We start from the raw sequence: 26,074 nt of genomic DNA on the forward strand, positions 1-26,074 counted from the left end.
GTCACCCTGCATTGCTGCAGGGGTCGCTCACTCAAAATACTGACCGTCACCTCATTGCTGAGATAACGTATTTCTTTTTCGTGAACATTTGATAATTTAAGTAATCAAGAACCGAAGTTCTTGGCACCTTCATCAAACGCCCACACTTATCGACTGTTAATTTTTAAAGAACTTTATTCGGTACTGCGTCATCTGCTGTTTGCTTCGAAGCGTTGTGTTCGTCAGCAGCAGAGGAATGAGATTATGCTCGACCTGCTGAGCTTCGTCAACACCTAATTTTTCAGTTTCATGACGAAACGGCCTCAACGGCGTCGTTGCGGATGAAGTCGACGAAGGCCCGCAGCGGCGCCGGCACCAGCCGGCGGCCCGAATAGTACAGATAGGGGCCGGAGAACTGCAGCCACCACGGTTGCAGCACCGGTTGCAGCTCCCCACGCTCGACATACGGCTTCAACCAATCCTCGAACAGGTAGATCACCCCCAGCCCCTGGATGGCGGAATCGATCGCCAGGTCCAATGCACCGCCCACCTGCACCAACAACTGCCCGTTCGGCTCGATCGTCACCGTCTCGCCGTCGCGCTCAAAAGTCCAGCGGATCATTGCACCGCTGGCAAAGCGCGCCCGGATGCACGCGCCTGGTGCCAGCTCGCGCGGATGGGCAGGCATCCCATGCCGCGCCACCCAGGCGGGAGACGCCGCGGCCGCCATGCGCTGGGTGCGCGGGCCGATCGGCACGGCGATCATGTCCTGCTCAAGCCGCTCTTCATAGCGGATGCCGGCATCGCAGCCCGCCGCGAGCACATCGACGAAGCTCTCCTCGGCCACCACTTCCAGGCGAATCTCCGGATACTTGGCAAGGAAAGCCGGCACGATCGACGGCAGCACCAGGCGCGCGGCACTCATCGACACATTCAGGCGCAGCGTGCCGGTAGGCGTATCGCGAAAGCCATTGACCACGTCGAGGGCGCTGTCGATTTCGCTCCAGACCGGATCCAGGCGCGCCAGCAGGCTGCTGCCGGCCTCGGTCGGCGCCACGCTGCGCGTCGTCCGGTTCAGCAGCCGCACGCCCAGCCGCGCCTCGAGACGCCGGACGGCCTCGCTCAACCCGGATGCACTGCCGTCGGTGGCACGGGCCGCCTCCCGAAAGCCGCCGGCGCGCGCTACCGCGACAAAGGCGGACAGATCTCCCAGCTCGATTTTCATTGTTCGCTTTTTAGTACAGCTCGTGTGGATTTGACCAGATTGTCACACAGGTCGCCGCGACTTATCTTGATCACTCCAACAACAAGGAGCGATACCATGTCCACCACCATCGATCAAGCCGGCACCTATTCTCTTGGCAACCGTACCGTCCGCCGCCTCGGCTATGGCGCCATGCAACTGGCGGGTCCGCACGTCTTCGGCCCGCCGAAGGACGCCCATACCGCGCGGGCAGTGCTGCGCGAGGCCGTGGAACTCGGCGTGAACCACATCGACACCTCGGATTACTATGGCCCGCACATCACCAACCAGCTGATCCGCGAAGCGCTGCATCCGTATCGTGACGACCTGACCATCGTCACCAAGGTCGGCGCACGCCGCGGCGAAGACGCCAGCTGGCTGCCCGCCTTTTCGGCGCAGGAACTCGAACAGGCCGTACACGACAACCTGCGCAACCTGGGTCTGGAAACATTGGACGTGGTGAACCTGCGCGCCATGTTCGATCCGTTCAAACCGGCCGAAGGGTCGCTCGAAGCGCAACTGGAGACCCTGGCCGGCCTGCGCCAGCGCGGCCTCATCCGCCATATCGGCCTGAGCAACGTCTCGCTCCAGCAGGTGAAAGAGGCGCAGCGAACCGTGCCGATCGCCTGCGTGCAGAATATGTACAACCTGGTCCACCGCCATGACGACGCGCTCATCGATGCGCTGGCCGCCGAAGGCATTCCCTATGTACCTTTCTTTCCGCTCGGAGGCTTCTCGCCCCTGCAATCGACGGTCCTGTCCGCCGTCGCTGCGCAACTCGGCGCGACACCAATGCAGGCGGCGATTGCCTGGCTGCTGCAGCGTTCGCCGAACATCCTGCTGATCCCCGGTACCTCTTCACCCGTCCACCTGCGCGAAAACCTGGCGGCAGCCAATCTCAGCTTGCCGAAGGACGTGCTGGCACAACTCGAGGCGATCGCTACTCCTGCAGCCTGAGCGTCGTATAGTTTCGATCGGCCCGGATTCCCGCTTGTGTAAAGGGGGTTTGGCCACTGCTTGCGCGAATACACCATGGTCTGGTCAGCCTACAGGGCGACCTGGTTTCGCTACGCCAGAAAGCAAAAAAGCCCACCAGACATCTGGTGGGCTTTCTCTCTATTGAATAGCCTGACGATAAACTACTTTCACACTGGTTGCAGCACTATCATCGTCGCAATGTCGTTTCACGGTCCTGTTCGGGATGGGAAGGGGTGGTACCGACTTGCTATGGTCATCAGGCATAACTTGCTGGAAAACTGTTCCTCTACTGGGCAACAGGCTTCCTGAATTCCGGCGAGCATTCTAACAAGCAATCCTGTGGAGCGCCAGCTTTATCGCCGGCCAAGCCACAATGACCTATTACCCAACATGTTACTTATAGAGGCAAGTGCTTGTAATCACAGTAAAATACCGCCTTTCCCGCCGCCTTTCCTTCTGTTCCCGCCATGACGATCCTGCTTTCGACCCTCAACGCCCGCTATACGCACGCCTCATTGGGCCTGCGCTACCTGCTGGCCAATATGGGCCCCTTGCAGGACCAGACGACGATCCAGGAATTCGTCATCGGCGCCAAGACCACCGACCTGGTCGAGCGCATCCTGGCGCACCAGCCGCGCATCGTCGGCTTCGGCGTCTATATCTGGAACGTGGAAGAAACCACCCGCCTGGTGGCCATGCTCAAGCGCGTCGCACCGCAACTGGTCATCCTCCTGGGTGGCCCCGAAGTCTCGCACGAGACGGGCGAACAAGAAATCGTGAAGCTGGCCGACTACGTCGTCACCGGCTGGGGCGACGTCACCTTCCCAAAGCTGTGCCGCGAGATCCTGGACGGCCCCAAGCCGATCATGAAAGTCCATGCCGGCGTGCAGCCGCCGATGGAAGACATCGTCCTGCCTTACTCTTTATATAGTGCGGACGACATCGCCCACCGCACGCTGTACGTGGAAGCTTCGCGCGGCTGCCCGTTCAAGTGCGAATTCTGCCTGTCCTCGCTCGACAAGACCGCCTGGCCCTTCCCGCTCGATGCCTTCCTGGCCGAAATGGAGGCGATGCACGCCAAGGGCGCGCGCCTGTTCAAGTTCGTCGACCGCACCTTCAACCTGAACGTCAAGACCAGCCTGCGGATCATGCAGTTCTTCCTCGACAAGATCGAGGCCAACCCTCACGACCCGGTCTACGCCCACTTCGAGCTGGTGCCCGACCACCTGCCGGAAGCGCTGAAGGAGACGATCGCCAAATTCCCGGCCGGCGCGCTGCAGTTCGAGATCGGCATCCAGAGCTTCAACCCGGAAGTGCAAGGCCTGGTCAGCCGCCGCCAGAACAACGAGAAGGCGGCCGAGAACATCCGCTGGCTGACGCAGCACGCCACCGCCCACCTGCACGTCGACCTGATTGCCGGCCTGCCGGGCGAGGACGTGGCCAGCTTCGCGCGCGGCTTCGACCACCTGGTGAGCCTGGGCGCCGAAGAAATCCAGTTCGGCATCCTCAAGCGCCTGCGCGGCACGCCGATCATCCGCCATACGCAAGCATTCGGCATGGTCTACGATCCCTACCCGCCGTACACCGTCCTGGCGACGAACAAAATCGACTTCGCCACCATGCAGCGCCTGGTGCGCTTCGCTCGCTACTGGGACCTGGTGGCCAACTCGGGCCGCTTCGCCAACACCATCCCGGTGCTGCTGGGCGAGACGCCGTTCGACAACTTCATGGCGTTCTCGGACTGGATCTATGCGCACACCGACGCCACCCACCGCATTGCGCTGGACCGCCTGGCCAAGCTGGTAGCCCAATGGCTGCAGGTGCGCGGGATGGATGCGGGCGAGGCCGCGGCGCTGCTGGCCAGCGACTACGCGGGCCAGGTCGACGCCCCGGGCCACCTCGTGAAACAGCCGGCGGAAGCGCCCAAAGCAGTCGCCCCAACGCGCCAGGTGCGCCACCTGGCCGCCTGACCGGGCCAGCACGCAAGAGGATCGTGGCTGGCAACAGTAACGATTCTCTTTTACACTGGCGCAATGCGGATTGAAAATGCGCCAACATTAACCATTCAACAGTCCGGCCAGGGAGCCGGCCAATCCGTCATTGCAGAAGGCGTGTGGCAAGTCCACGGTCTGTCGCAGCGCGGTGTCCTCAAGGGCATCACGCGCCAGTTGGCCGGCCTCAAAGACAAGGGTACCTGCGACTGGGACCTGTCGGGCGTCGAAAGCCTCGACCACATCGGCGCCCAGATGTTCTGGAATACCTGGAACAAAGAACGCCCCAAGCGCCTCAAGCTCGACCCGCGCCAGGAAGACCTGTTCAAGCGCATCGAAGAGGCCAGCCACATCAAATTGCCGCGCCACCGCACGAGCCCCTTCCATTGGGTGATCAAGCTGGGCGCCGGCATCCTGGATTTCTTCGAACACCTGCGCAGCTTCATCGGCCTGATCGGGATCGTGATCCAGGACCTGGGCCGCTTCCTGCGTCGCCCGCAGACCGGGCCATGGCGCGAGATCTCGGCCAATATCTATCACTCCGGCTTCCAGGCGCTGGGCATCACGGCCATCGTGGGCTTTTTGATCGGGATCGTGCTGTCCTACCTGTCGTCGCAGCAGCTGCGCATGTTCGGCGGCGACGCCTATCTAGTCAATATCCTGGGCATGGCGGTGATCCGCGAACTGGGTCCGCTGCTGGCGGCGATCCTGGTCGCCGGCCGCTCCGGTTCCTCGATCACCGCCCAGCTGGGCGTGATGCGGGTGACCGAGGAACTCGACGCCATGCTGGTGATGGGCGTCTCGCACGGCTATCGCCTGATCATGCCCAAGGTGGTCGCGCTGGCGATCTCGATGCCGCTGCTGGTGGTCTGGACCGACGCCATGGCCCTCCTGGGCGGCATGGTGTCGGCCAAGATCGAGATGGGCATGTCGTTCCGCTACTTCCTGCAAAAGCTGCCGGACGCCGTGCCCTTCGTGAACTACACCATCGGCCTGCTGAAAGGCGCGACCTTCGGCGTGCTGATCGCCCTCATCGCCTGCCACTTCGGCCTGCGCATCAAGCCGAATACCGAAAGCCTGGGCCGCGGCACCACCACTTCGGTGGTCACCGCGATCACGGTGGTGATCCTGGCCGACGCGGTGTACGCCATCATCTTCAGCGGGACGGGTTTCTGATGCCGCTTACTGAACAAACACCGAAGCAACCCCGCAAGCAGCAACTGAACCTGCGTCCCGACGAGGAAGTCGGCGCGCCGGTAGTCCAGATCCGCAAGCTGTGGACCAAATTCGGCCGCACCGTGGTGCACCAGGACCTGAACCTCGAGATCTACGCCGGCGAGATCCTGACCATCGTCGGCGGCTCCGGTACCGGCAAGACCGTACTGCTGCGCCAGATGCTGGGCCTGGAGCGGCCTTCGCAGGGCAGCGTGCACGTGTTCGGCGAGGACATCAGCGCGGCCTCGCCCGAGCAGCTGCAGCGCATGCGCAACCACTGGGGCATGCTGTTCCAGCAGGGCGCCCTGTACTCGGCACTGACCGTATTCGACAACATCGCCCTGCCGATGCGCGAGCTGCGCGCGCTGCCCGAGGACGTGATCCGCGACGCCGTACTGCTCAAGATGAATATGGTGGGCCTGGGCCCGGAACACGCCAACAAGATGCCGGCCGACCTGTCGGGTGGCATGGTCAAGCGCGCCGCGCTGGCGCGCGCGCTGGCCCTCGAGCCGCAGCTGCTGTTCCTGGATGAGCCGACGGCCGGCCTGGACCCCGACCTGTCGGACGCCTTCGTCGCCCTGATCCAGACCCTGCACCGCGAACTCAAGCTCACGGTGGTGATGGTCACGCACGACCTGGACACCCTGTTCGCGCTGTCCTCGCGCATCGCGGTGCTGGCCGAGAAGCACGTATTGGCGGTGGGACCGTCGTGCGACGTGCTGCAGGTCGAGCACCCCTTCATCAAACACTTTTTCCTGGGCCCACGCGGCCAGCGGGCGCTCGAAGTGCTCGACGAGCGCCACGCCCAGCATGAATCGGAGAATCGATAGTTATGGAAAACAGGTCACATGCCCTGATGACCGGCATCTTCACGATCGCGCTGCTGGTGGCGACCGTCCTGATCGGCCTCTGGTTCAACCGCGACAAGACCGAGCTGGTACCCTACGAGATCGTCACCACCCAGTCGATCCCCGGCCTGAATCCGCAAGCCACGGTGCGCTACCGTGGCCTGGAAGTCGGCCGCGTCGACGAGATCATCTTCGACCCGCGCGTCACCGGCCAGATCCTGATCCGCCTGTCGGTGGACGCCGCCTCGCCGATCACCAGCACCACCTACGCCACCCTGGGTTACCAGGGCGTCACTGGCATCGCCTTCATCCAGCTCGATGACGAACGCACCGGTTCGCCGCGGCTGGCCACCGGTGCCGATCGGATTGCCCGCATCCCGCTGCGCCCGGGCCTGCTCGACCAGCTCGAAGACCGCGGCCTGGCCATCCTCGAGAAGGCCGAGAAGGTCACTGCCAGCCTCGACGAGCTGCTGAGCGAGGAGAACCGGGCCACCATGGTCGGCGCCTTCGAGAGCGTCGACCGCGCCGCCGAGGCCTATGCCGCCATTCCCGCGCGTCTCGACCCCGTGCTCGACCAGTTGCCCGGCCTCGTGACCAAGGTCAACCGCAGCATGGATTCGGTGGACACGCTGGCCAACAGCGCCACCTCGATGACCCGCAACTACGACCAGCTGGCGACCCGCCTGCAGGCCCAGGACGGCCCGATCGAACGCCTGAACAGCACCATCGGCGCGCTCGGCGCCGCCACCAGCCACCTGGAACTGGAGACGCTACCGCATGTGGTGCAGATGACCGACGAGGCGCGCGCCTCGCTGCGCGCGGTGCGGCGCACCGCCAACTCGTTCTCCGATCGCCCGCAAAGCATCCTGTTCGGCAATCCGGGCGACGCGCCCGGCCCCGGCGAACCAGGCTTCGCGCCACCGACCAAATGAGGACCACCGTGAATTACCCATCCTTCCGCATCCCGTCTGCCGCTGCCATCGCCATCGCCTGCTCCCTGCTGTTGGCCGGCTGCGCCAGCAAGGAGCGCGCGTCGAATACCGTCTTCGACTTCGGCCCGGTCACGCCGGCCATGCAGGCAAGCAGCACGCCGAGGCCGGCCGCGATCGTGGTCATGGACGTCACCGGCCCGGCCACCCTCGATACCGAGCGCATGTTCTACCGCCTGAACTATGCCGACGCCCAACAGGCGCGCACCTACGCCACCAGCCGCTGGAGCGCCACCCCGGTCAGCCTGGTCACCCAGCGCATCAAGGCGCGCCTGGCGCAGTCGGGCATCAAGGTGCTGTCGGCCACCGACGCCGCCACCGGCGTACCGATCCTGCGCATCGAGATCGACGACTTCGTGCACGCCTTCGCCAGCGCCGGCCAGAGTGAAGGCCAGATCATGCTGCGCGCCTCGGTATTCCAGGAGCACCGCCTGGTCGACCAGCACAGCTTCCAGCGCAATGCGCCCGCGCCGAGCCAGGACGCCGCCGGCGGCGTGGCGGCGCTGGCCGCAGGCACCGACCAGGTGGCGGCCGACCTCATGGCCTGGCTGGCATCCCTGGACACCCAAGGCAAATGACCGAAACGGAAGTCACGGCGGAGGTAGCTGCCGGCCGCTCGCGCGGCTCGCCGATCGTGCGCGCCGCGCTGCTGGCCTACCTGCTCCTGATCGTCTACGCCAGCTGGTTTCCGTTTACCGGCTGGCGCGACAGCGGCATCTCGCCGTTCGCCTTCCTGAACCTGGTCAAGCAGCGCTACTGGACCGGCTTCGACGCCGGCGTCAACATCATCGGCTATATCCCGTTCGGCATGCTGCTGGTGCTGTCGCTGTATCCGCGCGTGCGCGGCGTATGGGGAGTGCTGCTGGCGACCGCCGCGGGCCTGCTCACCACTGGCGTCATGGAAGCGGTGCAGACCTACTTGCCCAGCCGGGTGCCGTCGAACCTCGATTTCGCCACCAATGCCGGCGGCTGCCTGGTCGGCGCCATCCTCGGCGCCTTGTGGGCCCCTGGCCTGCTGGACCGCAGCCGCCTGTTCAAGCTGCGCCAGCGCTGGTTCGCGCCGCACGCCAGCCAGGGCCTGGTGCTGGTCGCCATGTGGCCGCTGGCCCAGATCTACCCGCAGAGCTACCTGTTCGGCCACGGCCAGGTGCTGCCCATCCTGTCCGGCTGGATGTCGTCCTGGTTCGATACAGAGATCGACCTGGTGGCGCTGCTACGTCCCGGCAACGACATCATGAGCGTGGAGCAGTACTGGCTGTCCGAAACCATCATTACCGCCTGCGGCATGACCGGCGCCGCCCTGACCCTGATGTGCCTGGTGCGGCGCGGCGCCCCGCGCTTCTGGCTGATGATGACCCTGCTGGCCAGCGCACTGGCGGTGAAGGCCTTCTCCAGCTCGCTGCTGTTCCGGCCCGATAACGCCTTTGTCTGGGTCACGCCAGGCGCCGAGGGCGGCTTCCTGATCGGCTTGATCATGCTCTCGGGCCTGGTGTTCGCGCCGCAGGTAGCGCAGCGCCGGCTGGCGGTCGTGACCCTCATCCTGGCGCTGGTGGTCGTCAATACCATTCCGGTCAACCCGTATTTTTCGGCGACCCTGCAAGGCTGGGTACAAGGCAAATTCCTTAACTTCAACGGGGCGGCACAATTCCTGTCACTGGCCTGGCCCTTCATCGCCCTGTGGTTCCTGCTGCTGCCCTCGCATAAACTCAATCGCCAATAAGAGCGCGTATCATGGCGCTTTGGGCGCAATGCCACGCTAATCTTTCCAACGAGAACGACATGAATGAACAACCGTACTACCAGCATCATGTATTTTTCTGCATGAACGAACGCGAGGGCAAGGACGCGCGCCCGAGCTGCGCCAAGTGCGGCGCCGAAAAAGCGCAGAAGCATGCCAAGAAGCGCATCAAGGAACTGGCGCTGAGCGGCCAGGGCAAGGTGCGCATCAACCAGTCCGGCTGCCTGGACCGCTGCGAGGAAGGCCCGGTGCTCGTGGTCTACCCCGAAGGCACCTGGTACACCTATGTCGACACGGACGACATCGACGACATCATCGATACCCACCTGGTCGGCGGCAAGGTCGTCGACCGCCTCAAGATCTGATCTGCAAAGAAGGCCCATGAACATCCATTCGCACAAGTTCCAACTCGACGGCCCCGCCGGCAAGATGCAATGCCTGCTCGACCTGCCGGAAGGCGAGCCGCGCGGCGTCGCCCTGGTCGCGCATCCGCACCCGCTTTATGGCGGCACCATGGAAAACAAGGTCGCCCAGACGCTGGCGCGCACTTTTGTGACGCTGGGCTATGCGGCGGTGCGCTTCAATTTCCGCGGCGTGGGCGAATCCGAAGGCGTGCACGACGAGGGCCGGGGCGAAGTCGACGACATGGCCGTCATGTATGCGCACATGCGCGAAAAATACCCGAACCTGCCGATCACCCTGACCGGTTTCTCTTTCGGCACCTTCGTGCAGGCGCAATTCGCGCTGCGCCTGGCGGCCGAGGGCCAACCGGCCGAGCGCCTGGTGCTGGTCGGCACCGCGGCCGGCAAATGGCCGATGCCACAGGTACCGGAAGACACCATCCTGATCCACGGCGAGCTCGACGATACTATTACCCTAAAGGAAGTTTTCGAGTGGGCACGGCCGCTCGACCTGCCTGTCACCGTCATTACAGGCGCAGACCACTTCTTCCACCGCAAGCTCGGCCACATTAAAAATCTCGTGATTCAACTGTGGCGACGCGACAATTAGTCGTCACAGTCCCCTATAATTAATCCCTTCTCTTGAGGCAATGGTTTAAGGATCATTGCCTTGCGCTTTACCACCGCCTTATCTTTAATGACGAAATTCTCCCCATGAAAAAACTGTTAGCGGCATTCGCCGCCAGCCTGGTGATGGTCTCGGCCAGTGCGCAGACCGTGCCCGCGCCCGCCATCGCCGCCAAATCGTGGTTGCTGCTCGACGCGACGAGCGGCCAGGTCATCGCTTCGCAAGAACAGAATATGCGCATCGAACCGGCATCGCTGACCAAGGTCATGACGGCCTATGTCGCCTTCGCCGCGATCCGCGACAAACGCATCACCCTGAACCAGATGGTGAACGTGTCCGAGCGCGCCTGGAAAGTCGACTCCAGCAGCTCGAAGATGTTCATCGATCCACGCGTGCCAGTCTCGATCGACGACCTGCTGCATGGCCTGATGATCCAGTCGGGTAACGACGCCGCGGTGGCCATCGCCGAAGCGGTCGCCGGCGACGAAGCCACCTTCGTGACCCTGATGAACCGCGAGGCGCAGCGCATGGGCCTGAAGGGCACCCGCTTCGCCAACCCGCACGGCCTGCCGGACGCGAACAACTACTCGACCGCGGCCGACCTGGCGCAGCTGGCTGCCCACGTGATCCGCGATTTCCCCGAGCTGTACAAGATCGACTCGATCAAGCAGTTCACCTATAACAAGATCACCCAGCAGAACCGCAACCGCCTGCTGTGGCTGGACCCGACCGTGGACGGCATGAAGACCGGCCACACCACTTCCTCGGGCTACAGCATGATCACCTCGGCGCGCCGCCCGAACGGCAGCACCGGCGAGCGCCGCCTGATCTCGGTAGTGCTGGGCACCAGCTCGACCGATGTGCGCACCCAGGAAAGCCAGAAGCTCCTGAACTGGGGCTTCCAGAACTTCGATACCGTCAAGCTGTACTCGAAAGGCCAGGCGATCCAGACCCCGTCGATCTGGAAGGGCGCCCAGCCGACCGTCAAGATCGGCTTCACGCGCGACATCCTGGTCACCGTGCCAAAGGGCGTGGCGGGCAAGCTCAAGCCAGTGCTGGAGCGCCGCGATCCGCTGGTCGCGCCACTGGCGCTGAACGGCCAGGTCGGCACCCTGAAAATGACCGTCGACGGCAAGCCGCTGCTGGTGCTGCCGGTGGTGGCGCTGGAAGAAGTGCAGGAAGCGAGCATTTTCGGCCGTGCCTGGGATTCGATGCGTCTCTGGATGCAGTAAGCTGGTTCCAGTCGCCTGTCAAAGCCCGTCCGCGCGTCATGCCGGACGGGCTTTTTGCATGCCGGATGGCTGAGGCAAGGCGCGTCGCAGGCCGCTATAATCATGGGACCCCGTCATGACGAAAGAACCACGATGCCGCAAGCGCCTGTCGAACTCCCCTTCCCCCGCATCCCGACGCGCGACGGCGGCCTGGAACTGTCGCGCATCGTGGCCGGCATGTGGCGCATGGGCGAATGGCATATGCCGGTCGAGGCGCGCGTCGCCTTCATCGAACAGTGCCTCGAACTGGGCGTGACCACCTTCGACCACGCCGACATCTATGGCGGCTACGGCGTCGAGGAACTGTTCGGCGCCGCCCTGCGCGCAGCGCCGTCGCTGCGCGACCGCATCGAACTGGTGAGCAAGTGCGGCATCAAGCTGGTGTCGACCGCGCGCCCGGGCCACACGATCCAGCATTACGACACCAGCGCCAGCCATATCATGGCGTCCGCCGAGGAGTCGCTGCGCAAGCTGGGCACCGACCGTCTCGACCTGCTGCTGATCCACCGTCCGGATCCGCTGATGGAGTTCGACGAGATCGCCGCCGCCTTCACCCGCCTCAAGCAGGACGGCAAGGTCCTGCATTTCGGCGTATCGAACTTCACGCGCCACCAGTTCGAGTCGCTCGACCGCCGCATCCCGCTCGCCACCAACCAGGTCGAATTCTCGCCGCTGCACACGGCGCCGATGTTCGACGAAACCTTCGACGGCCTGCAAGACCTCGGCATCGCGCCGATGATCTGGTCGCCGCTGGGCGGCGGCCGCCTGTTCGACGCGGGCGACGAACGCGGCGCGGCGCTGCGCCAGACCATCCAGGAAGTTGCCGACCGCATCGGCAAACCGTTCTGCAGCGTGGTGTTCGCGTGGATCATGCGCCTGCCCTGCCGTCCGATCCCGCTGACCGGAAGCAGGCGCATCGCGGCGATCCGCGAAGCGGTGCTGGGCGCGAGCTTCGAACTGGAGCGCGAAGACTGGTTCCGCATCCTGCGCGCCGCGCGCGGACACGAGGTGGCCTGAGATGGCCGAGGGCCCGCTCCGGATCGTCGAGGGCAAAGCCCTCAGCGCGCAGCAGAAGAAGGATCTGCTGAACCGGCTGGCCCGGATCGAAGGCCAGCTGCGCGGCGTGCAGAAGCTGATCGCGCTGGCCGATTCGCCCTCGGACTGCGACGCGGTCGCGCAGCAGATGGCGGCTGCGCGCAAGGCGCTCGACCGCTCGTTCGTGCAACTGCTGACTTCATCGATCGTGACCCAGACCGGCGACGCGCAAGACCTGGATGACGCCCGCGCCCGCGCGGCGCACCTGGCGGCGATGCTCGACAAGTTCGCGTGACCGGTCCTTAGTCTTCAAACACCTTCGGTGGCGCCACGCCGCGCCAGCCGACCTTCCAGCCGATATTGAGCAGCAGCGTCAGGCACACATACACCAGGAAGAACAGCACGAAGAAGCGCTCTTGCAGCAGCGCCAGCAAGACCACGCAGGCCCCGAGCAGCGCCAGCATCACCTTGCCCTGCGGGTGCTTGGAGCTGGGGAAGCGGACGGTCGAGACCATCAGCGCACCGACGCAGACCATCAGCGCGCACACCATGAAGGCGGGCGCCACCGCGATCACGGGGTCGGGCCAGGCTACCACCACCGAGGCCACGCAGGCCGCGCCGGCGGTGATCGGCATGCCGACAAAGTAGCGCGGGTCGGTGCGGCCATGGCTGATATTGAAACGCGCCAGGCGCAGCGCGCCGCAGGTGACGAACACGAAGCAGGCCAGGCCGCCCATGCGCTCGAGGGTCGGGTGCACGTCGCCCAGCTGGGTGAAGCCGTAGCAGTACAGCAGCAGGCCGGGCGCGCAGCCGAAGTTCATCACGTCGGCGATCGAGTCGAGCTGCACCCCGAAGCTGGACTGGGTATTGGTGGCGCGCGCCACGAAACCGTCGAGCGCGTCGAACACGCCGGCCAGCACCAGCAAGATCGCCGCCAGGCGGAAGTCGCCGGGGTCGCCGATGCGCGCGTTATCGACCGAGATCACGATGCTGCCGAAGCCGCAGGCGATCGACAGCAACGTCACGAAACTGGGCAGGGCGAACTTGGCGCGCGCGAGGCGTTGCTGGTTAGATAGCTTCAATGGTCGACTCGACAAGGCAAATGTTGGCTTATTCTACAGGGTGGCCTACAAGGGTGTTGCGCGATGATCGCAGCGTCGCTCACGATCTTCCGTTTTGCCCTAGAATGACGCTCCACGGATACGTATTGACAGGAGTTGATAAATGAGCTATATGCCACGCTGGCGGGCGATCACCGTCATCCTGGCCGCCCTGGCCCTGACCGCATGCGGCGATGGCGTCAGCGACAGCCCCGCGGCTCCGGTCGTCGGCGGCGGCCAGGCGGTCGCGCCCAGCCCGGCCGCGCCGGAACCGACCCCTACCTCGGGCACCAGCGCGCCTGCGCTGACCGGCAATATCGCCCTCGACGGCCGCAACTGGATTAATTACCGGCGTACCCAGGCCGGCGTGCCGGCGGTAACCCAGAATGTCCAGATCGACAACGCCGCGCTCGGGCACTCGGAATACCTGCGCGCCAACAACCTGATGAGCCATGACCAGGAACCGGGCCGCCAGGGCTTCACCGGCGCCGACCTGGGCGACCGCCTGAACGCCGCCGGCTATACGCTCGACCGGCAGCGCGGCTTCGCCTATGGCGAAGTCATCTCGGGCACCAATAACCGCTCGGGCTTCTTCATGGTCGAAGAACTGATCACGGCGATCTACCACCGTTTCGTGATCTTCGAGCCGATGTTCCGCGAACTCGGCACCGGCGCCGCCACCTCCGCCAGCGGCTACAACTATTTCACCGCCGATTTCGCGAGCCGCAACGGCTACGGTCCCGGCATCGCGCGCGGCGCGCTCGTCACCTGGCCGTTCAACGGCCAGACCGGCGTCGCTCCCAACTTCTTCAGCAATACCGAGCAACCCGATCCGGTCCCGGACCGCAATGAAGTCGGGTATCCGATCAGCGTGCACGCCAACCTCGATGCGACGCTGGCGGTGACCAGCTTCACGGTGCGTCCGCGCGGCGGCGCCGTGCTGCAGGTGCTGCGCGTCGATCCGATCGGCGCCAAGACGGCGGCGTCCATCGTGCCCCTGCTCCCGCTGCGCGCGGCCACCACCTACGAGGTCGATTTCACCGGTACGGTCAACGGCGCGGCGCTCACGCGCGCCTGGTCGTTTACGACGCGGTGAGCGGCGCTGCCGCAATACCCACAGAGCCTGCCATCGGGCCCGCCATCGACCTGGCGGCGGGCCTGGAGCGGGTAATGGATGACCGCGCGCTGTTCCTGCGCGTGCTGGGACGCTTCGCCGGCGACTACCGCGACCTGGCGGCGCGCCTGCATGCGGCGCTTGCTTCCTCCGACACCGTGCAGGCCCAGCACATCGTGCATACACTCAAGGGGGCGGCCGGGATGATCGAGGCGGCCCGCCTGCGCCGGCTGGCGCTGGAGGCCGAACTGGCGCTGAAGGCCGGCGGTCCGGCGCCTTTGCCGCTGGTAGCGGCACTGGACGAGGAGCTGGCGCGGGTACTGGCCCAGGTCGACATGCTGCTGGCGGCGCAAGAGGCGCACGAGGAGCAGGGAGCCACGCCGTCCACCGATCCGGCCGACCTGGCGCGCCTGCGCGGCATGCTCGACATCGGCGACGGCCGCGCCCTGGACCTGGCGGCCCGGCTGCGTCCACGTCTGCTGGCGAGCATGGGAAGCGAACAGGTGACGGTGTTCGATGCGGCGATCAGGCGCTTCGATTTCGAAGGCGCGCTGGCGCTATTGGAGCAGGCCGAGCGGCGCTAGCCGCACACATCGGGGACACGTTGCGCGGCACGCGTCAACGCGTGAACTCGGCTTCTTCGTCGAACGCGTCGGCGCAGGACTTGCCGCAAAAGCGCCGCACGCTGTCGAGCGGCTTTTCGCAGTACCAGCACGAGCCCTTGGCCGGAAGACTGGCGCGCGTAGGCATGCTGCCCGTAGCGGCAACTGAGACGGCCACGGGCGGCTCGGCGGGCAGCCCACTGTCCGGAAAACTCTCGTGTGTCGTTTCCAAGATCCACCCCCTAACACGGCAGCCTGAAGTCAGAGAAAGATTACTTCAGCGGAACTCCGTGTGCATGAGAAAGCGCAAGCCGGACCGCGACAGGCGAACCCATCACGACTTTCGTTGCGTATCAGTGTGCTCCCAATGCCAGGCGGGTGCAATCCCCTGCCTGCTCCCAAGGACCGATTTGACGTGCGTGCAACGTTTCCGCTGCATGAGCCAAAGTGCACCGCCAAAAATCGTAGTGTAAAGCCAACTACTGGCCGCGCGCTTGCCTGCGGCGACTTATTTCGCCGGCTCGAGCGTCACCAGCAAGCCACTACGCGTAGTCTGGATCCGGGTCGGGACGAATTGCACGCCGGCGTAGCGCAAGTCTTTCTGCTCGAACGTATACACCGGCATATCGCGCGCGACGGTATTGATCAGGCCGTTGGCCACCCGGGTCAGCTGGCGCTCGGCTTCGGGATTGCCGAGCTGCAGGCGATCGACGCGCGGCTCGGCCATCAGGACGGCGGCGCGGCCCGGGTCGACATACAGGCGGCCCGAAAAGGCGATATTGCCGGTCCAGGCGCGCGCGAACGGCGGCGCGACCGAGGCATCGACGGCCAGGGCGACCCGGTCTTGCTCTGGCTGGATCGCCAGTTGCGGACGGGTGAGCTGGACATCGAACAGTTCCATCAGGCGCTCGTTGATGGGAAAACGCTTGTCCAGGCCAGCCTGCAGCTTGTGCAGCGGCAGCTCGACCTGGCGCGGCCCGATCAGGCTGGAACAGGAAGCGAGCAGGCCGGCCAGAGCGCTGCCCACCAGGACCCTGGCGAAGGCGCGGCGGCGGTGAGTGGCGAAGTACGGTTTCATGCGGTCTGGTCGTCAGTCGGGCAGGCCAGCGTAGCACAGGCGCGGCGGGCGCGCCGTGTGCCATCACGCATTACCGCTCCTGGCGCGGCACGCCCATGCTGTCGAACAGCGAGCGCAGCGCCTCCTGCGCCTGCGGTCCGAGGCGGCGCGGGTCGGGGTTGCTCTCGAGGTTCAGCTGCAGCAGGTCGAGGCGCGCGCGCGGGTAGTCGGCCGCCGCCGCCTGCTCCAGCCAGTGCCGGCTCGCGGCCAGGTCGCGCTCGACGCCGTGCGCGCCGTAATACATCTCGCCGATTTCCGCCTGGGCGACCGGGAAGCCGGCCGTGGCGGCTTTCCTGAGCCACGACCAGGCCACGGTATTGTTCGCGCGCAGGCGGATCGTCTTGCCGCCGTTCTTCGCGCGCTCGATGCCCTCGCGGTAGGCCAGGCCAAGCACCGTCTGGGCCACCACGCTGCCGGCGCCGGCCTTGTGCCTGAGCGCCGGGATCTCGTCCGGCGTCAGGTTTTTGACCCGCTGCTGGATCTCCCAGTCCACCCGGCTCCACTCGGCCGCGCCCACTTCGCGATACCAGGCCGGTTCGTCCGGCGCCGGCGCCGTGAGGCCGCGGCTGCCCTGGGGTTGGCCGCCACCGCCGGCGCCGGTGCGCGCCGGCGCCGCGGCCAGCGGCGCTGCCTCCGACAGCACCAGCCGGCCCGCCAGCGACGACTCGTACCACGGCATCTGGTCGTCCAGCGTGGCGCGCCGGACCAGTTCAGCGGTGCGCTTGAACACACCCTCGATATCGCGTCCCGGCTCGCGCATCACGCCGGCCAGGGTGCGGGTGTACACACTGTTGCCGTCCTTGCCGTCCGGCGCCAGCTGTCCCGGCGCGGTGGAATAGGCGATGAAGGTGCCGCGCGGCGCCACGACCTGCGACAAGCCCAGCTCGCGAAAGCTCCGATAGCGCTCGCCCGAGGGACGAAACGGGTTGTTGCGGCAGGCGTCCATCACCACGATATTGACCGCCGACCGCGAACGCGACAGCCGCTCGAGCATCGCCTTGAGCGAATATGAATGCACCTGGGCCGCGGCCGGGCTGCTCGGCACCATGTCCACCGGCGTCAGGTAGTTGCCGCCTTCGATCTGCATGCCGTGCCCGGCGTAATAGACGAAAGCGGTGGCCCCCTGCGGCAGGCTAGTGGCGAAGCGCGTCACCGCCTCGTCGAGCTGCGCGCGGTTGAGGTCATGCCGTTCGGTGACCGTGTAGCCCAGCGCCGCCAGGGTCCTGGCCATCAGGCGCGCGTCATTGCCGGCGTTGGACAGCGCCGACGGCGCCGCATAGCGGCCGTTACCGATCACCAGCGCCATCCTGGCGCCGACGGCGGGCGCCGCATGCGCCAGGCCGGCCGCCAGCAGCAACACCAGCGCGTTGAGGGCGCCCAGGACATGCAAGCGCTTCATGGGCGACACAGGCGCGGATCGGGTTCGACCAGGTCGACGTGCTCCACCAGGCGGCTCTGGCGCAGCATGTCAGCCAATTCCTGCGGCGCCTGGTCGCGCGCCGGCGCGATCCACAGTTCACCCGTCTCGGACGGGCCGTCGACCAGGGTCGCATCAAGGCTGCGCAGGGTCACGATCACGTCGGCGTACACTGCATCGGGCCGGAACATGACGCGCAACCTGGGCTCGCAGGCCTGGGCCAGCGGCGCCGGGAAGTTGCGATAGACCAGGCCCTCGTCCGACGGCGGGGCGTGCAGGCCCAGCATCCAGGCGCCCTGCAGCACGACCACGGCCAGCGCGCCGAAGGTCCAGGCCGGACGCACGAAGGTATCCTGCAGCCAGTGCAGCCATCCCGCGCGCCGGGGCCTGGTGCCGGCGGGTTGCGCCTGCGCCGCCGCGCTGACCTCGCGCGCCAGTGCGCGATACAGTTCGCGGTAGCCGTGGCGTGGATCGTCCTGCTCGCCCAGCGGCGTGCCGGTGACGACCGTGGTGTCGCGATCGAGGTCCCAGGCGCCGATACGACCGGGACGCGACGCGACGAAGTCGTCGGGGGCGAAACCGGGATCGCCCAGGCGCGCGACCGCGCCCAGGGTCGCCGCCGGCAGCTTGCCGATGATGACTTCGTCGCCGCGCAGCGCCACCTCGACCGGGTTCCAGGCCTGCACCATCACCGCCACCGGATCGGCGATGCCGTCGTCCTCCTGCAGCACCAGATCGCGCTCGCTCGCATAGTCGCCCTCTTGCGCGACCAGCCAGCCCGCCCAGCGGCGCCCGCCCAGGCTGGCGCCCAGCAGCACGCCGAAGCTGCGGCCCACGACGCGCCTGGCGCCGTCCAGGCCTGACACTGCGTCGAGGCGCCGTACCTGGCCGACCGCCGGAGATTCTTGCGGATAGGCGGCTTCGGCATCGACCCGGCGCTGCACCAGCTCCTTCAGGTAGGCGGGCATCGACAGGTCGTCCGGCGCCGGCGCCGGTGCGTCTTGTGCGACGTCCTGTGGTGACGCGGTGTCGTCCGCGGCCGGCGCGAACAGGTCGGCCTTCAGCACTGCCAGCGGTGGATACAGGTCGTGTTTCATGGGGTCTCCCGGCGATGCATGCGGACGCGCTGGCACAGCAGCATGATCAGGGCCGCCACCTCCTCGCGCCAGTCGGGGTGGAGCTCGGCGCCGTTCGAGCGCAGCCAGCGGCCGATCTTGGTGCGCTCGTAGCCGCGAAAGGTCTCGCCCTTGCTGCGGGTGATGCCGAGCGCCTTGGCCCGGGTAAACCAGGCGGTCTTCATGCTGGTACGTTCGGCAATCGCCGACATGGGCTCGGGTTTGTCGCCATCGGCGCAGGAATGGCCACGCAGGAGCGCCACTTCGCCCGGATCGAGCGCGTCGACGAAACGGTCGGCGCTGAGCATGACCGCCTTCGGATCGATGCCGGCTTCGCCCAGCAGGCGCGCGAGCGCGGCCGGCGCATCGTCGGCGGCACGGTCTTCAAGCGTCTCGGGCGAGGGCAGCGGTTCGGTGTCGGGCTCGCGCAGGCGCTGCAAGGCGTAGTTCTTCAGGTAGCTATGCAGGGCATGCACGTTTTGCAGCGCGCCGGCGTTGGAGGTGGCGGCGTTGACCAGCACCTTGTCCTGGAAGAAGTCGTTGACCAGTTCCAGCCGCTTGCGGTCGTCGTTGAAGTCGCTCGGCAGCCGTGTGCGCAGCAGGACCGGCAGCATCAGCCGGTAGAAGTCTTCCCACTCCTTCTTGTCGAGTCCCTGGCGCCTGCGATTCCAGTACTCCACGATCCGCGCATTGCCATAATCGAAACCGTCGTTGTTGTCCATGTCGTGGTGGATCCTTGTGCGAAGCCGGCCCATGCCTGCGCGTGGGCCGGGACCCGCAGCATAGACTGCCGCTCAATTCCTGTAAATTCTCGGCAACTGTTTTTGCCTTCGATGACCGCTATAAAAGGACCCGCAGGCCCATTTCATGCGGGCTGCATCGATTCGGCTTGTTCCTGCATCGCGCTGGCGAAGAATTTCGCCACATTGACCACCATCGCCAGGTAGCGCAGCAGCGTCGCGGGGCGCATCTGGTCGCCCTGGTCCAGGAATTCGACCGACGCCGTGGTGTCGTCGCGGCGCGGATTGAGGTGCACCTTGGCGCACTTGCACTTCTTGTTGGCCAGGTCGAGGGCGGCCAGCGCCGTTTCCAGGGCGGCCGGCTCGATGGACCAGAAATTGGGCATCAGGATGCGCACGAAGCCGGTGTCGTCGACGTCGAACACGACGACGAGGGTGGCGCCCTCATACTTGACCTGGACATCCCAGGTATCGGCGGCTTCGTCCCACACGGGATCCCTGGCGCGGTAGCCTTCCTCGCACATCCACTCCTGGTATTGCTGCGCCCGCGTCTCGAGCATCGTCCTGGTGTTGCTCGCCCCTAGACCGCTCATCGTCTTCTCCCGTCAAGTCGCCACCACCGTGGTGGCGCATCTGACCAGAGAACGCGGGCGCCCGGGATTTTTCAGGTTTTTTTGTCCCGGGCGGACCGGCTGCGGCTTACTTGCCGATACAGAAGCGGCTGAAGATCACTCCCAGCAGGTCGTCGGGGGTGAACTGGCCGGTGATACTGGAAAGCTGATCCTGGGCCAGGCGCAGCTCTTCGGCGAACAGGTCGAGCGACTGGTCGTCCTGCATCGCGTGCTGGCGCGCCAGCTCCAGGTGCTCGCGCGCGGCGCGCAGTGCGATCAGGTGGCGTTCGCGCGCCAGGTACAGCGATTCACCGGTCTGCTGCCAGCCGGCGATGCGCAGCAGTTCGGCGCGCAGCAGGTCGATGCCGAGCTTCTCGTGCGCCGACAGGTACAGGTGGACCGCGTCCGCACTCTCGTCCTTCGACGGCGTGTGGCCCGACAGGTCGATCTTGTTCCAGATGCGCACCACCGGCACGTTCGGCGGGAAGGCCGCGACGATCGCCTCATCGGCCGCGCTCGGGCCCAGGTTGGCGTCGAGCAGGTGCAGGATCACGTCGGCCTTGCCGACTTCGCCCCAGGTGCGCTCGATGCCGATGCGCTCGACCACATCGATCTCGTCGCCCCCCTCCCCGATTGCGCGGATGCCGGCGGTGTCGATGATATTGAGCGGGATGCCCTCGATCTGGATCGTCTCGCTCACCTTGTCGCGCGTGGTGCCGGCGATCGGCGTCACGATCGCGACCTCGGCCCCGGCCAGCGCATTCAAGAGTGAGGACTTGCCCACATTCGGCTGCCCGACCAGCACCACGTTCAGCCCTTCGCGCAGCAACGCACCCTGCGCCGCCTGGCGAAACACGTTGTCGAGCGACGTGATGATGCCGGCCAACTGGCCGCGCGCATTCGATTTCTCGAGGAAGTCGATCTCTTCTTCCGGAAAGTCGAGCGTGGCCTCGACCAGCATGCGCAGGTTGATCGTGCCCTCGACCAGCGTGTGCACCACATGCGAGAAGGCGCCCGAGAGCGACTGCGACGCCGACTTCGCCGCGGCTTCGGTGGAAGCGTCGATCAGGTCGGCCACCGCCTCGGCCTGGGCCAGGTCGAGCTTGTCGTTGAGGAAGGCGCGGCGCGTGAATTCGCCCGGTTCGGCCAGGCGCAGGCCGGACGGTGCGCCGGCCTCCAGCACCCGCGCCAGCAGCATCTGCAGCACCACCGGGCCGCCATGGCCCTGCAGTTCCAGCACGTCTTCGCCGGTGTACGAATGCGGTCCCTTGAAATACAGGGCCAGGCCTTCGTCGATGATGTCGCCGCTGGCGGCCTTGAACGGGATGTAGGTGGCGTGGCGCGGCGCCAGGGTCACGCCGGGGAACAGGGCGTCGATGAGGAAGGCAAGCGATTTACCGGAGGCGCGCACGACGCCGATGCCGCCGCGGCCGGGGGCGGTGGCGATGGCGGCGATGGGGGAAGTATCGAGTTTCATGGAGCGATTGTACGGGGAAACGGAAGCGTCAAAAACAAAAGCCCGCGCTAATCAAGCGCGGGCTTTTGATGAGAAGGCAGCAAAATTACTTGGCCGCGCCGGTCTCGAACTTGCGGGTGATGACCCATTGCTGGGCGATCGACAGGATGTTATTGACCACCCAGTACAGCACCAGGCCGGACGGGAAGAAGAAGAACACCACCGAGAACGCGATCGGCATGAACAGCATCATCTTGGCCTGCACCGGATCGGTCGGCTGCGGGTTCAGCTTGGTCGTGATGTACATCGACACTGCGTAGATCACCGGCAGGATGTAGTACGGGTCGGGCTGGGTCAGATCCTGGATCCACAGGATCCATGGCGCGCCGCGCATCTCGACCGACGCCTGCAGCACCCAGTACAGGGCGAAGAACACCGGCATCTGCACCAGGATCGGCAGGCAGCCACCCAGTGGATTGATCTTCTCGGTCTTGTACAACTCCATGGTGGCCTGCTGCATCTTGGCCGGATCGCTCTTGTAGCGTTCGCGGATTGCCTGCATCTTCGGCGTCACGACGCGCATCTTGGCCATGCTGCGATAACCTGCCGCCGACAGCGGGAAGAACGCGAGCTTGATCAGGATGGTCAGGGCGACGATGGTCCAGCCCCAGTTGCCCAGCATCGAGTGCAGCTGGGTCATCACCCAGAAGATCGGCTTGGCGATCACGGTCAGCATGCCGTAGTCCTTCACCAGCTCCAGGCCCGGGGTGATGGTTTCCAGGATCTGCTCGTCCTGCGGACCCGAATACAGGCGGGTGTCGGTCGACACGGTCGCGCCAGGCGCCACGGTGCCCAGCGACTGCACGGTGCCGATCGCATACAGGTTGTTGGCGATCTTCTTGGTGAAGATGTCGCGCGGCGCCTTGTCGGCCGGGATGAAGGCCGAGACGAAGAAGTGCTGCGAGATCGCGACCCAGCCGTCATTGGCCTTGGTCGAGTGATCCGCCTTGCCCTTTTCGATTTCCTCGAACGTCAGCTTCTGGTACTTGTCGGCGTCGGTGTACAGGGTCGGGCCGGTGTAGCTCGGCATGAACCACGAATCGGTGGCCGGCTTGTTGCCGTCGTGCTGCAGCTGCAGGTACAGCGAAGGCTGGACCGGCGCGGCGCTGATATTGGTGACGTCATGACGCACGCCGACCAGGTAATCGCCCTTGCGGAAGGTCAGCGTCTTGGTCAGGCGCACGCCGCCCTGCTCGGCTTCCAGGACGACTTGCGCCTGGTTATTGCCGCCCAGGGTAGTCTGGGCCGACTTGACGGTGAACGGCGTCGTGTGGTTCGGCAGCACGCCGGCGGCGCTGGTGCCGATCAGGCCGGTCTGGCCCAGGTACACGTTCGGACCGCCCACGTTGAACAGGACCTGGTTCTTGGTCTTGTCGAAGTGATCCGGATAGTGCAACAGTTCGAGACGCCTGATGACGCCGCCGACCGAGTCGATGTCGACCTTGACGACGTCGGTGGTGACGGTGACGATCTGGCTGGCCGGTGCGGCGGCAGGTGCCCCCGGCGCCGCGGCAGCATTGGCGGGGGCGCCCGCAGGCGTGCCCGGCACGGCGGCGCTGCCCGGCTGCGCGGCGGCCGGCACGTCCGACGGTTTATTCTGCTGGGCCACTTGCGCCGGTGGTTGCGCCGAGAACAGCGACTGCTTGCCGTTAGCCACCATCCAATTGTTCCAGAGAACAATCAGAGAGATGGCGAACACGATCCACAGGACAGTACGTTTATTGAATTCCATTGGAGTCTTCAGGAGTGGTTGCAACCGCAAGCGGCTGAATGGGATTCCTTGGGGCCGTCTTTGGGCGGCACCGGATCGACGCCGCCCGCATTCCACGGATGGCAGCGGCCCACGCGGCGCGCGGCCAGCCAGGAACCGCGTGCGGCGCCATGGACGCGCAGCGCTTCGATTGCGTAATTGGAACAGCTGGGATAGAACCGGCAACGCGGCCCGAGCATCGGGGACAGCAGCAGCTGGTAGCCGCGAAGCAACCAGACGAGCAGCGTCTTCATGGCGTGCTTGCCGGCGCGGGCTGTGGCCGCTGCCGGGCTTGCTGTGCAGCGAACAAGCGCGTCAATTCCACCTTCAGCGCGGCCTTGAGGGCGCGCGTGGTGGCCGGGCCGTCCTTGGTATTGACGGGGCGCGACAGGCGGACGATGCAATCGACCGGCGCCAGGCTGCTCATACGGAACAGCTCGCGCGTCATGCGCTTGATCGTATTGCGGGTCACCGCACGCGGCGCGAAACGCTTGGCCGCAACGACGCCCAGCCGCGCATGCGGCAGGTCGTTTGGACGCGTGTAGAGCACGAAATGCGCCGTTTTTTGCGTTGGCCGCAAACGAAAAACGGATGAAAATTCATCCGTTTTAACGATGCGCCGAACGCGCGCGAAGTCGTGCGAACCTTCGCCTGTCATCACCGACCGCAATCGATCTGCGGTGCGTGACTTAGACAGCCAGACGCTTGCGGCCCTTGGCGCGGCGAGCGTTCAGGACTTGGCGGCCACCACGGGTAGCCATACGTGCGCGGAAGCCGTGCGTGCGCTTGCGACGGACGACGGAAGGTTGGTAAGTACGTTTCATGGTGGTCTCGCTTAAAGCAAAATAAGATGCAAAATCGGGTCTGACGTCATCGTCAGATTCGGCGCCGATGACAATTTCGCTCGATGTTACGCCAGCGTCATGCCACAGCAAGTCTCTCTTCGCCCAACCACCAGCCGCTGAAAAAAGACAGCCTGGCCTGGCGCACGGACGGGGAACCCTGAATTAGACTCCATTTCGACCGCCACTGTCAAGGCGACTGTTGTTTCGGCAAGCGCCACCGGCGTGCGTTTCCAGCTTGGCAAGGTGAGGACGCGCCTGACCTTTTCGGTGGAAAATATGTGCAGCGCCTGTGGATAACTTCGGCCGAGACAGGTAAAATAGCGTGTTACGAATCAAAAGCGAAGTATGGAAAATTTTTGGCAGACAGCATCCGCGCAGCTCGAGCTTGAGCTCACGCCGCAGCAATACAGCGCGTGGATCAAACCGCTGGTCGCCCTCGACTATGAAGACGGCAAGCTGCGCATCGCCGCGCCCAACCGCTTCAAGCTCGACTGGGTGAAGACACAGTTTGCCACCCGCATCACGGAGCTGGCAGCCCAATACTGGGAAGCGCCGGTCGAGGTGCAGTTCGTGCTCGACCCCAAGAACCATCCGGCCCGCAATGCGCCGAGCGCAGGCGCGTCCGGCAACACGGCCACGGTCGACTTCAACGCCCCGCGCCCCGCGCCGGGCGCCGAGAACCCGAGCCCGGCCGCCAGCCCGAGCCAGACCCAGAACCTGAACATCGCCAACTCGCCCAAGCGCGAGCAGAGCCGCATCAACACCGAGCTGACGTTCGACAGTTTCGTGACCGGCAAGGCCAACCAGCTGGCGCGCGCCGCGGCGATCCAGGTCGCCAACAACCCGGGCGTGTCGTACAACCCGCTGTTCTTCTACGGCGGCGTCGGCCTCGGCAAGACCCACCTGATCCACGCGATCGGCAACCAGGTCATGGCCGACCAGCCGAACGCGCGCATCCGCTACATCCATGCCGAGCAATACGTGCGCGACGTCGTCACCGCCTACCAACGCAAGGGCTTCGACGACTTCAAGCATTACTATCATTCGCTCGACATGCTGCTGATCGATGATATTCAGTTCTTCGGGGGCAAGAGCCGGACGCAGGAAGAATTCTTCTATGCGTTCGAGGCGCTGATCGCGGCCAAGAAGCAGATCATCATCACGTCGGATACTTATCCAAAAGAGATCACGGGCATGGACGACCGCCTGATCTCGCGCTTCGATTCCGGCCTGACAGTGGCGATCGAGCCACCCGAGCTCGAGATGCGCGTGGCGATCCTGTTGAAAAAAGCGCAGTCCGAAGACGTGACGCTGTCGGACGACGTCGCCTTCTTCGTGGCCAAGCACCTGCGCTCGAACGTGCGCGAGCTCGAAGGCGCGCTGCGCAAGATCCTGGCCTACTCGCGCTTCCACGGCAAGGACATCACCATCGACGTGGTGAAAGAAGCGCTCAAGGATTTGCTGTCGGTGCAGAACCGCCAGATCTCGGTGGAAAACATCCAGAAGACAGTGGCCGACTTCTTCAACATCAAGGTCGCGGACATGTACTCGAAGCGCCGGCCGGCGAACATCGCCCGTCCGCGCCAGATCGCCATGTACCTGGCAAAAGAATTGACTCAAAAGAGTCTGCCGGAAATTGGCGAACTGTTCGGCGGCCGCGACCACACGACCGTGCTGCACGCGGTGCGCAAGATCGCCGGCGACCGCCAGAAAAATCCCGAGTGCAACCACGAATTGCACGTGCTGGAACAGACGCTCAAGGGCTGATCCCCCGCCCTTGAGCAGTTTTTGTGTGTTTGCCTCCGGCAATGGCACAATATCGCTTTAGTAA

28 protein-coding genes and 1 rRNA gene are annotated in these 26,074 nt (G+C 65.1%); 15 read left to right on the forward strand and 14 right to left on the reverse strand.

Annotated elements, in window-relative coordinates; translation table 11 throughout:
* Nucleotides 1–286: 286 nt before the first annotated feature.
* Nucleotides 287–1,204 carry a LysR family transcriptional regulator gene (locus AC56KW_RS08155; protein ID WP_497170241.1) on the reverse strand — a complete coding sequence of 306 codons (918 nt, stop codon included), beginning with the start codon at nt 1,202–1,204 and terminating at the stop codon, nt 287–289.
* Nucleotides 1,205–1,300: 96 nt separating this feature from the next.
* Here AC56KW_RS08155 and AC56KW_RS08160 point away from each other — a divergent pair, with 96 nt between their 5' ends.
* Nucleotides 1,301–2,179: an aldo/keto reductase family oxidoreductase gene (locus AC56KW_RS08160; protein ID WP_497170242.1), complete on the forward strand. Its 879-nt coding sequence runs from the start codon at nt 1,301–1,303 to the stop codon at nt 2,177–2,179.
* A gap of 169 nt (nt 2,180–2,348) precedes the next feature.
* On the opposite strand, the gene rrf is transcribed toward AC56KW_RS08160, so the two are convergent.
* Nucleotides 2,349–2,461, reverse strand: a 5S ribosomal RNA gene (gene rrf, locus AC56KW_RS08165).
* A 206-nt stretch (nt 2,462–2,667) separates the two neighbouring features.
* Here rrf and AC56KW_RS08170 point away from each other — a divergent pair.
* The 11 genes from AC56KW_RS08170 to AC56KW_RS08220 all read left to right on the forward strand — a co-directional run bounded on the left by AC56KW_RS08170 (nt 2,668) and on the right by AC56KW_RS08220 (nt 12,611).
* Entirely contained in the window at nt 2,668–4,170 is a 1,503-nt protein-coding gene (locus AC56KW_RS08170; protein WP_497170243.1) for a B12-binding domain-containing radical SAM protein, read from the forward strand.
* A gap of 63 nt (nt 4,171–4,233) precedes the next feature.
* Nucleotides 4,234–5,367 carry an MlaE family ABC transporter permease gene (locus tag AC56KW_RS08175; protein WP_497170244.1) on the forward strand — a complete coding sequence of 378 codons (1,134 nt, stop codon included), beginning with the start codon at nt 4,234–4,236 and terminating at the stop codon, nt 5,365–5,367.
* Nucleotides 5,367–6,236, forward strand: coding sequence for an ABC transporter ATP-binding protein (locus tag AC56KW_RS08180; RefSeq protein ID WP_497170245.1), 870 nt, complete (start codon nt 5,367–5,369; stop codon nt 6,234–6,236). The genes AC56KW_RS08175 and AC56KW_RS08180 overlap by 1 nt, the downstream gene beginning before the upstream one ends.
* A 2-nt stretch (nt 6,237–6,238) precedes the next feature.
* Nucleotides 6,239–7,186 (forward strand): MlaD family protein, encoded by a 948-nt coding sequence (locus AC56KW_RS08185; RefSeq protein ID WP_497170246.1) that lies wholly within the window; start codon nt 6,239–6,241, stop codon nt 7,184–7,186.
* A gap of 8 nt (nt 7,187–7,194) precedes the next feature.
* On the forward strand, nt 7,195–7,821 hold the full coding sequence (locus AC56KW_RS08190) for an ABC-type transport auxiliary lipoprotein family protein (protein ID WP_497170247.1): 627 nt from the start codon (nt 7,195–7,197) through the stop codon (nt 7,819–7,821).
* Nucleotides 7,818–8,963, forward strand: coding sequence for a VanZ family protein (locus AC56KW_RS08195; protein WP_497170248.1), 1,146 nt, complete (start codon nt 7,818–7,820; stop codon nt 8,961–8,963). The genes AC56KW_RS08190 and AC56KW_RS08195 overlap by 4 nt, the downstream gene beginning before the upstream one ends.
* Before the next feature lie 59 nt (nt 8,964–9,022).
* Nucleotides 9,023–9,346, forward strand: a complete 324-nt coding sequence (locus AC56KW_RS08200; RefSeq protein ID WP_497170249.1) for a (2Fe-2S) ferredoxin domain-containing protein — start codon at nt 9,023–9,025, stop codon at nt 9,344–9,346.
* A 16-nt stretch (nt 9,347–9,362) separates the two neighbouring features.
* Entirely contained in the window at nt 9,363–9,992 is a 630-nt protein-coding gene (locus tag AC56KW_RS08205) for an alpha/beta hydrolase (protein ID WP_497170250.1), read from the forward strand.
* Nucleotides 9,993–10,096: 104 nt separating this feature from the next.
* Nucleotides 10,097–11,242, forward strand: a complete 1,146-nt coding sequence (locus AC56KW_RS08210; protein WP_497170251.1) for a D-alanyl-D-alanine carboxypeptidase family protein — start codon at nt 10,097–10,099, stop codon at nt 11,240–11,242.
* A gap of 132 nt (nt 11,243–11,374) precedes the next feature.
* Nucleotides 11,375–12,298, forward strand: a complete 924-nt coding sequence (locus AC56KW_RS08215; protein ID WP_497170252.1) for an aldo/keto reductase — start codon at nt 11,375–11,377, stop codon at nt 12,296–12,298.
* 1 nt (nt 12,299) lies between these two features.
* Nucleotides 12,300–12,611, forward strand: a complete 312-nt coding sequence (locus AC56KW_RS08220) for a metal-sensitive transcriptional regulator (RefSeq protein WP_497170253.1) — start codon at nt 12,300–12,302, stop codon at nt 12,609–12,611.
* A gap of 7 nt (nt 12,612–12,618) precedes the next feature.
* On the opposite strand, the gene pssA is transcribed toward AC56KW_RS08220, so the two are convergent.
* A complete protein-coding gene (gene pssA / locus AC56KW_RS08225) occupies nt 12,619–13,398 on the reverse strand; it encodes a CDP-diacylglycerol--serine O-phosphatidyltransferase (protein WP_497170254.1) in 780 nt (259 codons plus the stop codon).
* Between the two features lie 142 nt (nt 13,399–13,540).
* On the opposite strand from pssA, the gene AC56KW_RS08230 reads away from it, so the two are divergent.
* Both AC56KW_RS08230 and AC56KW_RS08235 read left to right on the forward strand, forming a co-directional pair.
* Nucleotides 13,541–14,512 carry a CAP domain-containing protein gene (locus tag AC56KW_RS08230; protein WP_497170255.1) on the forward strand — a complete coding sequence of 324 codons (972 nt, stop codon included), beginning with the start codon at nt 13,541–13,543 and terminating at the stop codon, nt 14,510–14,512.
* Between the two features lie 74 nt (nt 14,513–14,586).
* Nucleotides 14,587–15,114 carry an Hpt domain-containing protein gene (locus AC56KW_RS08235; RefSeq protein WP_497170256.1) on the forward strand — a complete coding sequence of 176 codons (528 nt, stop codon included), beginning with the start codon at nt 14,587–14,589 and terminating at the stop codon, nt 15,112–15,114.
* Between the two features lie 34 nt (nt 15,115–15,148).
* Here AC56KW_RS08235 and AC56KW_RS08240 read toward each other — a convergent pair whose 3' ends face one another.
* The 11 genes from AC56KW_RS08240 to rpmH all read right to left on the reverse strand — a co-directional run bounded on the left by AC56KW_RS08240 (nt 15,149) and on the right by rpmH (nt 24,222).
* Nucleotides 15,149–15,310 (reverse strand): hypothetical protein, encoded by a 162-nt coding sequence (locus AC56KW_RS08240; protein ID WP_497170257.1) that lies wholly within the window; start codon nt 15,308–15,310, stop codon nt 15,149–15,151.
* 330 nt (nt 15,311–15,640) lie between these two features.
* On the reverse strand, nt 15,641–16,210 hold the full coding sequence (locus tag AC56KW_RS08245) for a DUF1439 domain-containing protein (RefSeq protein ID WP_497170258.1): 570 nt from the start codon (nt 16,208–16,210) through the stop codon (nt 15,641–15,643).
* Nucleotides 16,211–16,280: 70 nt separating this feature from the next.
* Nucleotides 16,281–17,648, reverse strand: a complete 1,368-nt coding sequence (locus AC56KW_RS08250) for a caspase family protein (protein ID WP_497170259.1) — start codon at nt 17,646–17,648, stop codon at nt 16,281–16,283.
* Complete coding sequence (locus AC56KW_RS08255; RefSeq protein WP_497170260.1) at nt 17,645–18,763, reverse strand: hypothetical protein; 1,119 nt, start codon at nt 18,761–18,763, stop codon at nt 17,645–17,647. Before AC56KW_RS08255 ends, AC56KW_RS08250 begins: the two co-directional genes overlap by 4 nt.
* Nucleotides 18,760–19,503, reverse strand: a complete 744-nt coding sequence (locus AC56KW_RS08260) for a hypothetical protein (RefSeq protein ID WP_497170261.1) — start codon at nt 19,501–19,503, stop codon at nt 18,760–18,762. The genes AC56KW_RS08255 and AC56KW_RS08260 overlap by 4 nt, the downstream gene beginning before the upstream one ends.
* A 143-nt stretch (nt 19,504–19,646) precedes the next feature.
* Nucleotides 19,647–20,114, reverse strand: coding sequence for a hypothetical protein (locus tag AC56KW_RS08265; protein WP_497170262.1), 468 nt, complete (start codon nt 20,112–20,114; stop codon nt 19,647–19,649).
* 106 nt (nt 20,115–20,220) lie between these two features.
* Entirely contained in the window at nt 20,221–21,609 is a 1,389-nt protein-coding gene (gene mnmE / locus AC56KW_RS08270) for a tRNA uridine-5-carboxymethylaminomethyl(34) synthesis GTPase MnmE (RefSeq protein ID WP_497170263.1), read from the reverse strand.
* Between the two features lie 85 nt (nt 21,610–21,694).
* Entirely contained in the window at nt 21,695–23,380 is a 1,686-nt protein-coding gene (yidC, locus tag AC56KW_RS08275) for a membrane protein insertase YidC (protein ID WP_497170264.1), read from the reverse strand.
* A gap of 8 nt (nt 23,381–23,388) precedes the next feature.
* The gene (gene yidD / locus AC56KW_RS08280; protein ID WP_123067961.1) at nt 23,389–23,652 is read right to left on the reverse strand and encodes a membrane protein insertion efficiency factor YidD; all 264 of its coding nucleotides are present in this window, start codon (nt 23,650–23,652) and stop codon (nt 23,389–23,391) included.
* Entirely contained in the window at nt 23,649–24,056 is a 408-nt protein-coding gene (gene rnpA / locus AC56KW_RS08285) for a ribonuclease P protein component (protein WP_497170474.1), read from the reverse strand. Before rnpA ends, yidD begins: the two co-directional genes overlap by 4 nt.
* Before the next feature lie 31 nt (nt 24,057–24,087).
* Complete coding sequence (gene rpmH / locus AC56KW_RS08290; RefSeq protein ID WP_040378179.1) at nt 24,088–24,222, reverse strand: 50S ribosomal protein L34; 135 nt, start codon at nt 24,220–24,222, stop codon at nt 24,088–24,090.
* Between the two features lie 366 nt (nt 24,223–24,588).
* Here rpmH and dnaA point away from each other — a divergent pair, with 366 nt between their 5' ends.
* Entirely contained in the window at nt 24,589–26,010 is a 1,422-nt protein-coding gene (gene dnaA, locus AC56KW_RS08295) for a chromosomal replication initiator protein DnaA (RefSeq protein ID WP_497170265.1), read from the forward strand.
* The last annotated feature ends 64 nt before the right edge of the window (nt 26,011–26,074 follow it).

The sequence above is a fragment of the Telluria sp. RT2P19 genome, assembly GCF_059685725.1.

Bases quoted from the DNA above. Each gene is read 5' to 3' on its own strand.
- yidC (WP_497170264.1), bottom strand. From the start codon at position 23,380: ATGGAATTCAATAAACGTACTGTCCTGTGGATCGTGTTCGCCATCTCT.
- AC56KW_RS08220 (WP_497170253.1), top strand. From the start codon at position 12,300: ATGGCCGAGGGCCCGCTCCGGATCGTCGAGGGCAAAGCCCTCAGCGCG.
- AC56KW_RS08245 (WP_497170258.1), bottom strand. From the start codon at position 16,210: ATGAAACCGTACTTCGCCACTCACCGCCGCCGCGCCTTCGCCAGGGTC.
- AC56KW_RS08260 (WP_497170261.1), bottom strand. From the start codon at position 19,503: ATGGACAACAACGACGGTTTCGATTATGGCAATGCGCGGATCGTGGAG.
- AC56KW_RS08215 (WP_497170252.1), top strand. From the start codon at position 11,375: ATGCCGCAAGCGCCTGTCGAACTCCCCTTCCCCCGCATCCCGACGCGC.
- AC56KW_RS08155 (WP_497170241.1), bottom strand. From the start codon at position 1,204: ATGAAAATCGAGCTGGGAGATCTGTCCGCCTTTGTCGCGGTAGCGCGC.
- mnmE (WP_497170263.1), bottom strand. From the start codon at position 21,609: ATGAAACTCGATACTTCCCCCATCGCCGCCATCGCCACCGCCCCCGGC.
- AC56KW_RS08255 (WP_497170260.1), bottom strand. From the start codon at position 18,763: ATGAAACACGACCTGTATCCACCGCTGGCAGTGCTGAAGGCCGACCTG.
- AC56KW_RS08180 (WP_497170245.1), top strand. From the start codon at position 5,367: ATGCCGCTTACTGAACAAACACCGAAGCAACCCCGCAAGCAGCAACTG.
- AC56KW_RS08195 (WP_497170248.1), top strand. From the start codon at position 7,818: ATGACCGAAACGGAAGTCACGGCGGAGGTAGCTGCCGGCCGCTCGCGC.
- AC56KW_RS08175 (WP_497170244.1), top strand. From the start codon at position 4,234: ATGCGGATTGAAAATGCGCCAACATTAACCATTCAACAGTCCGGCCAG.
- AC56KW_RS08250 (WP_497170259.1), bottom strand. From the start codon at position 17,648: ATGAAGCGCTTGCATGTCCTGGGCGCCCTCAACGCGCTGGTGTTGCTG.
- rnpA (WP_497170474.1), bottom strand. From the start codon at position 24,056: ATGACAGGCGAAGGTTCGCACGACTTCGCGCGCGTTCGGCGCATCGTT.
- AC56KW_RS08170 (WP_497170243.1), top strand. From the start codon at position 2,668: ATGACGATCCTGCTTTCGACCCTCAACGCCCGCTATACGCACGCCTCA.
- yidD (WP_123067961.1), bottom strand. From the start codon at position 23,652: ATGAAGACGCTGCTCGTCTGGTTGCTTCGCGGCTACCAGCTGCTGCTG.
- rpmH (WP_040378179.1), bottom strand. From the start codon at position 24,222: ATGAAACGTACTTACCAACCTTCCGTCGTCCGTCGCAAGCGCACGCAC.
- AC56KW_RS08160 (WP_497170242.1), top strand. From the start codon at position 1,301: ATGTCCACCACCATCGATCAAGCCGGCACCTATTCTCTTGGCAACCGT.
- AC56KW_RS08265 (WP_497170262.1), bottom strand. From the start codon at position 20,114: ATGAGCGGTCTAGGGGCGAGCAACACCAGGACGATGCTCGAGACGCGG.
- AC56KW_RS08210 (WP_497170251.1), top strand. From the start codon at position 10,097: ATGAAAAAACTGTTAGCGGCATTCGCCGCCAGCCTGGTGATGGTCTCG.
- dnaA (WP_497170265.1), top strand. From the start codon at position 24,589: ATGGAAAATTTTTGGCAGACAGCATCCGCGCAGCTCGAGCTTGAGCTC.
- AC56KW_RS08235 (WP_497170256.1), top strand. From the start codon at position 14,587: ATGGATGACCGCGCGCTGTTCCTGCGCGTGCTGGGACGCTTCGCCGGC.
- AC56KW_RS08230 (WP_497170255.1), top strand. From the start codon at position 13,541: ATGAGCTATATGCCACGCTGGCGGGCGATCACCGTCATCCTGGCCGCC.
- AC56KW_RS08200 (WP_497170249.1), top strand. From the start codon at position 9,023: ATGAATGAACAACCGTACTACCAGCATCATGTATTTTTCTGCATGAAC.
- AC56KW_RS08205 (WP_497170250.1), top strand. From the start codon at position 9,363: ATGAACATCCATTCGCACAAGTTCCAACTCGACGGCCCCGCCGGCAAG.
- AC56KW_RS08185 (WP_497170246.1), top strand. From the start codon at position 6,239: ATGGAAAACAGGTCACATGCCCTGATGACCGGCATCTTCACGATCGCG.